The 5,644-nt window shown below is 47.2% G+C and carries 7 protein-coding genes; 3 read left to right on the top strand and 4 right to left on the bottom strand.

Going from position 1 to position 5,644, the window contains the following annotated elements:
* Positions 1–170 precede the first annotated feature (170 nt).
* Positions 171–623, bottom strand: coding sequence for a CPBP family glutamic-type intramembrane protease (locus tag Q3F21_RS26860; RefSeq protein ID WP_340259609.1), 453 nt, complete (start codon positions 621–623; stop codon positions 171–173).
* 153 nt (positions 624–776) lie between these two features.
* Between Q3F21_RS26860 and Q3F21_RS26855 the strand changes: the two genes are divergently transcribed.
* Together Q3F21_RS26855 and Q3F21_RS26850 are read left to right on the top strand one after the other, a co-directional pair.
* A complete protein-coding gene (locus tag Q3F21_RS26855; RefSeq protein WP_340259607.1) occupies positions 777–1,532 on the top strand; it encodes a DUF2087 domain-containing protein in 756 nt (251 codons plus the stop codon).
* 28 nt (positions 1,533–1,560) lie between these two features.
* Positions 1,561–1,902, top strand: a complete 342-nt coding sequence (locus Q3F21_RS26850) for a GIY-YIG nuclease family protein (protein WP_340259605.1) — start codon at positions 1,561–1,563, stop codon at positions 1,900–1,902.
* 166 nt (positions 1,903–2,068) lie between these two features.
* On the opposite strand, the gene Q3F21_RS26845 is transcribed toward Q3F21_RS26850, so the two are convergent.
* The 3 genes from Q3F21_RS26845 to Q3F21_RS26835 are packed head-to-tail and all read right to left on the bottom strand — an operon-like array spanning position 2,069 to position 3,663.
* Positions 2,069–2,641 (bottom strand): DUF4825 domain-containing protein, encoded by a 573-nt coding sequence (locus tag Q3F21_RS26845; RefSeq protein WP_340259603.1) that lies wholly within the window; start codon positions 2,639–2,641, stop codon positions 2,069–2,071.
* A complete protein-coding gene (locus tag Q3F21_RS26840; protein WP_340259601.1) occupies positions 2,642–3,310 on the bottom strand; it encodes a permease prefix domain 1-containing protein in 669 nt (222 codons plus the stop codon). It abuts the gene before it with no gap.
* Positions 3,307–3,663 carry a PadR family transcriptional regulator gene (locus Q3F21_RS26835; protein ID WP_340259599.1) on the bottom strand — a complete coding sequence of 119 codons (357 nt, stop codon included), beginning with the start codon at positions 3,661–3,663 and terminating at the stop codon, positions 3,307–3,309. The genes Q3F21_RS26840 and Q3F21_RS26835 overlap by 4 nt, the downstream gene beginning before the upstream one ends.
* A 675-nt stretch (positions 3,664–4,338) precedes the next feature.
* Here Q3F21_RS26835 and Q3F21_RS26830 point away from each other — a divergent pair.
* A protein-coding gene (locus tag Q3F21_RS26830) for an IS3 family transposase (protein ID WP_340259597.1) occupies positions 4,339–5,644 on the top strand; the annotation gives its coding sequence in 2 pieces (ribosomal slippage) (positions 4,339–4,723 and positions 4,723–5,644; 1,307 coding nt annotated over the 2 pieces). This gene is flagged as partial in the annotation.

Below are 5,644 nucleotides of genomic sequence, written 5' to 3'. Positions count from 1 at the left end.
TAGACCTGCTCAAAATCATCACCTATGGTTAATTATACCACAAATTGTTAGGTGTGTCAGATTTATCTAACAAAAATGTTCAAACAACGTTATTTTGTTTGCTCTTAGCACCCTCGTACAGGGGATGCAGGGCAAAGTGCCTTATATCCCCATAGCTAAAGCAAGGGGTTTTACGGCACGATTGATAATCTGGTATATATGTACCCTCGCCAGTACAGCTCTTCCAGAAAGGGATTCACCGACAGAAGAATCAAAATGAGCCAGATCAGATGATCGCCTGAGAAGTTCCAGGCCATCAGCAAGCTTGGCAGCTTCTCTTTCTCGAAAACATGGGAATGAAAGAAATAACCTGCCAAAACAATTGCGAGAAAAAACAAAATTCCCGTACAAATTCCATCATACATATTTTTCCGCTTGAAGACGAGCCCGCAGTCTTTCATCGCTTCCGAAATTTTCTTTCCCCGCCCAGTAAGCATGTCCCCGAGAGGAACCAGCAAAAGCCAGCTGTAGAACAGGGCAAACGTAAGCGGAACACTGCCCATGCCCTGCAATCCGATCAGGATCATCGCACTGGGTCCACACAACAGCAGCAACAGCCTCATCCCCATCCCAATCTCATCCATTTCGCATTTATCCGGTTAAACCAAAAGAAAGCAGTACCAAATTCTCCTGGTACCCGGGCAAATGCTGGAGTTTCTTTCAAATACTCGACAAACAATAGACGTTTTAGTAAAATGTTTATGTAATTACAAGCGTGAATAGGATGTGTTTATCAGATGAATGTTTCCGAACGGTTTTGGAATGCGACGCTGGATGAGTTGAAGCGCGGGTATATTCAAGAAGATGATCACATCGCCTGTCTGCTCTGCGGAAAGACGTTTGAAAAAGGAATCATCTATCCGGAAGACGGCGTACTGTACGAAACGGAAAGATACGTCCGCCTGCACATAGAGAAAACCCACAAGTCGGCGTTTGACTATCTGATCGGCCTGGATAAAAAGCTCACCGGTCTGACAGAGCACCAAAACAGTCTGCTTCGCCTGTTTTACCAGGGAAAAAGCGACGCCGAGGTGCAAAAGGAGCTGGGCATCGGCAGCGCCTCCACGATCCGGAACCACCGTTTTGTCCTGAAGGAGAAGGAGCGGCAGGCCAAGGTCTTTCTCGCGATGATGGAGCTCTTGAAAGAAAAGGACAAACACGCTCCCGCTTTTATCGACGTCCATCAGACGGCCAAAATGGTGGATGACCGTTACAACGTGACCGAGGAAGAAAACCGGGCCATCCTGAAAAGGTACTTTCCCGAAGGCACCGGCGGGCCTCTCAAGACTTTTCCGATGAAGGAAAAACAGCGGGTCGTCGTTCTCCGGCAAATTGCCAAAAGATTTGAGAGCGATCGCACGTATACGGAAAAGGAAGTCAACGAATTCCTGAAGGCCCTCTACGATGATTACGTAACCGTACGACGGTATTTGATCGATTACGGCTTTTTGGACCGCAAGGCAGACGGCAGCGAGTATTGGCTGAAGAAATGAAATGAAACAGGAAGGAAGGTACTGCACCATGAACCGGAAAGAAGAACTAAAGCAGCAATATAAAGAAATGAAGACAGAAGCCGGCGTCTACCAGATCAAGAACATCAAAAACAACAAAATCCTGATCGAAAGCACCCGAAACTTAAAGACGATCAACGGCAAGAAATTTCAGTTGAAAGCCGGCAGCCATTTTAACAAACAGCTCCAGCAGGATTGGAATGAGTATGGCGAAGACGCCTTCGTCTTTGAAGTGCTGGAAGTATTGAAAAAGAAAGAGACAGGGTATTTTGACGAAGCCGACGCGCTCAAAAAGCTGGAGCAGAAATGGCTGGACGAGCTTCAGCCGTACGGGGACCGGGGTTACAACTAATGGGCCTGTCCCTCTGGGCAGTGCTGACAGGTGAATGTATCCGCAAAAACGGGATGCATGCTTTGAACGGATCAAAAAGAAAGCCGTACACCGCGAGAAAACGGTTGTGCAGGCTTTCTTTTTGTGTGTGCAGCCATTTTACAGTTCGACCAAAACGCCCGGCCTCTCAAGCGCCTCCGTCTATTTTCTTCACGACTTGCGCAAAGAAGCGCTCCACATAGCCTGGATCTGCCAAAGGATCTCTTACGATTTGATTCCACTGTTCCTTTTTCTGCAGTGCGGCAAAGGAAACGCCGTACCATTTTTCCACGGAATCTCTGGAGATGGCATAGGCGACATCGGTAAAGCTTATTTGATACGTTTGCAGGTTGTCGATCAGTACAAAATTGGCTGTCGCGTTGTAAAGCAGGGCTTGCTGGAGCAGTCTTTCATCGATGCTGGCAGCGTCCTGTTCGCAAATAAGCTCCACCTTGTATTCCTCAGGAAATAGCTGAAAGGTTTTGGGGACGTCGGAAAGCGGGAGATGGTAGTTCAGGTTGCCCAGATTGCCCGCGCTCCCCATGTATTTATGCTTATAGGGCAGAACGCTTTCAAAATCATGGGTCAAAGGATGCTGCTGCTCCATTCTGTACTGTTCTTCCTTTGCTTCTGCTTGAGGCTTTAGGTAGCCTTCCACGATTGCCAGGGTAATTGCGCCTGCGAGGAAAAGAATCACAATCCATGCGTTTTTGTTTTTCATTTACTCTTTCACCTCGCATTTATCTGCCAATTTGGATGCCTGCCAAAACATCATCGGCACCAGAATCAGGAGCAAAGGGGGGGCGTAATCCGCGACAAGAAGCGCAAACTGATACGGCCCGTCGATACGGACCGAGCGGCCGAACCAGAAGTGGCTGCCAAATTTTATCGCCGTCGTATACACGGTCATTACCGCGGCATAAAGCCCCCATATGATCCATGCGGCTTTTTTCGCCTTTTCCAGTCTGGCAACGTTCAAAACGGCGACGGTTTGAAGATCGCGGCTTTTTCTCAACAGACCTGCCACGTAGATGCCCCCGCAAAGCAATACCGCGATCGTAGCCATATTGCTGAACCAAATGCCGGACTCGGTAAACCGAAGCGGAATCGACAAAATCCAGACGACCAACATGTAAAGCAGGACGGACTGGGCAAGCTCGATTTTATACCGATCGACATAGATCGGCTGGCTGCCTTCTACGAGAAAATCAACGGTATCCATGCTTTTGGTCGCACGCGCGAAGGCTTCGGAAAAGGACAGCCCTTCTTCCATCAGGTCTGTTACCTTCGCTTCCAGATTGCTGATGATCTCCTCTTTCAGCTCCCGGATTTCTCTGCTCTCTTTATGAGCAGCGAATAGCTTTTCTACATACTCCTCTATTTCTTTCATCGCTCTTCCACATCCTTTTCCACTCGAATCAGACGATCGATCAGATTGCGCGCTAGCTCCCATTCCGCGCAATTTTTGCGGTACAACTCTCGGCCAAGCTCTGTAATGCTGTAGTACTTTCTGCGCCCTCCCTGCGTTTCTTCTCCCCAGTAGGACTCGATCATCTTCTGTTTCTCGAGGCGGCGCAGGCTTGAGTACAGTGTCGGCTCTTTCAATTCAAACCGGTTTTGGCTTTTTTTATCGATTTCCTTGATGATTTGATAGCCGTAGTTATCGTTTGTCAGAAGCACAGACAAGATGATGGTGTCGATGCTTCCCCGGACCAGATCGCTGTTTTGTAAGGATTCATCCAATCGCACACGCCTCCAATCAGTTGCTAAGTATAGCATAACATATATTACTTTGTGTGACAAAGTACTTTGATACACAAAATTGTTTTGCTTTTCGTTTCGTTTGGTGATTGATTGTGTGCTCATTGTTGTAAAAAGCGCGTTTGGCGGGCTTTGGGTGGTGGAGATGAACGTGGAGAAAACGCTCAAGGTACGGTGGGACACCTGCTGGGGGCAACACTGTCCGGCTTCCCTCCAAAAGCGGAACGCGTCCAAGAGCAGCCGGGTCAGGGGGCGTCTCAGAGATTGGACGCAAGCGCGTTCCGCTTTTGGAAGGAAGCCTCGGTTGGTGTCCCAAAGACTTTCGCTTTTTTCTCCACGTTCATCTCTACAGCTTCTTTGCTTTGTCAGGTTTTTTTTTGAACGGATCACTGGAGACCAAAAGATTGCCGCTTTCCGTATTAAAACGCTGCATGCGATCCCGATTGAGAAAAGAGATTTCCGACATAGCACAGTAAGAGATGAGTTGCTCCTCTACTAAGAGCTATGGTTGTTCACCATCATGGTTTTGACTAAAAGAAAACCGCCCATTCAATAGGCTGAACTGTGACCCGTAAGATGGACACTTTAAAAAAGTGACCCTCTTGCGGGTCATTTGTGTTTTAATCAATTTATTAGAAATGGGCGAGGTATAAATTAATGGGCAAAACCAGAGGAACTTCAAAGCTTTTTACGGAACATGAGATCAAACAATTGGAGCTAAACCCGAATGTGATGCACGTAACGGCCAAAAGTATCACGTATGCACCGGCATTTAAGATTGCTGCTGTAAAGGCATATGAGGAAGGGTACACCCCAATGGAAATCTTCCGTAAAGCAGGCTTTGACATAGACGTCATTGGTCACAAGAAACCAAAACATTGTCTGAAGCGTTGGCGTAACACGTTTACGACTCACGGCGAGGAAGGACTTTTAGAAGAACGTCGCGGAAAGGGAAGCTCGGGTAGAAGACCGACTGGAGAGCTTTCTGCGGAGGAAAAATTGAAACGTGCGGAAGCACGCATCAAACTGCTAGAGGCGGAAAACGAGTTTCTAAAAAAGCTCGATGCGCTCGAAAAGCAGAAGATGCTGAGGAAGCCTTAACCCCCTCCGAGCGCTATCAAATCATCAACAATACCATACGTCAATACAACCTGCATTTTATGACCCGCTACCTGTGTAAAATGGCAAACGTTAGTGCGAGCGGCTATTACCGTTGGCTTCGTGCCGAAGAAGCTCGACAACTACGTGAGGATGCAGACGAGCACGACATCAAGCTTATCAGGGAGCACTTTTACGCTCTCCGTGGCAAGGCAGGAGCATTAGTTATCAAAATGCGACTTGAGCGTGAAAGCGGCGTGATCATGAACCATAAAAAGATCCGTCGATTAATGAGAAAGTATAAGCTTGTGGCTACGATTCGACAAGCAAATCCGTATCGAAAATTGGCCAAAGCAACACAAGAGCATAAAACATGTCCAAATCTGTTACAACGTCAGTTTGATCAAGGAGAACCTGAACGAGTACTGCTCACGGATATTACGTATATGTATTACGGTAATGGTCAATGTGCCTACCTTTCGGTAGTCAAAGATGGAGCAACGAAACAGATTCTAGCCCACTATCTCTCCTCTTCCCTGGAGCTCTCATTGGTGAAGAGGACTTTAAAACGGCTATTTCATCGACTGGATGGCAATATTCATCCCGAAGCGATTCTTCACTCTGACCAAGGTATGCACTATACACACCCTAAAATTCGCCGCTTGATCAGGAAAGCTGGCTTCAAACAGTCAATGTCCCGCAAGGGAAACTGTTGGGACAATGCCTCTATGGAGTCGTTCTTTGGACATATGAAGGATGATCTGGAGTATAAGACAAGTCAAACGCTTCAAGAGTTGAGAAATCGAGTCGACAGCTATATCAGTTATTACAATTCGGAACGGTACCAATGGTCATTAAAAAAGAT

Origin of the sequence: Brevibacillus borstelensis (genome assembly GCF_037834415.1) — a bacterium.
GTDB classification, from domain to species: Bacteria; Bacillota; Bacilli; order Brevibacillales; family Brevibacillaceae; genus Brevibacillus; species Brevibacillus borstelensis_A.
This window is presented reverse-complemented; position numbering and strand designations above follow the sequence as displayed.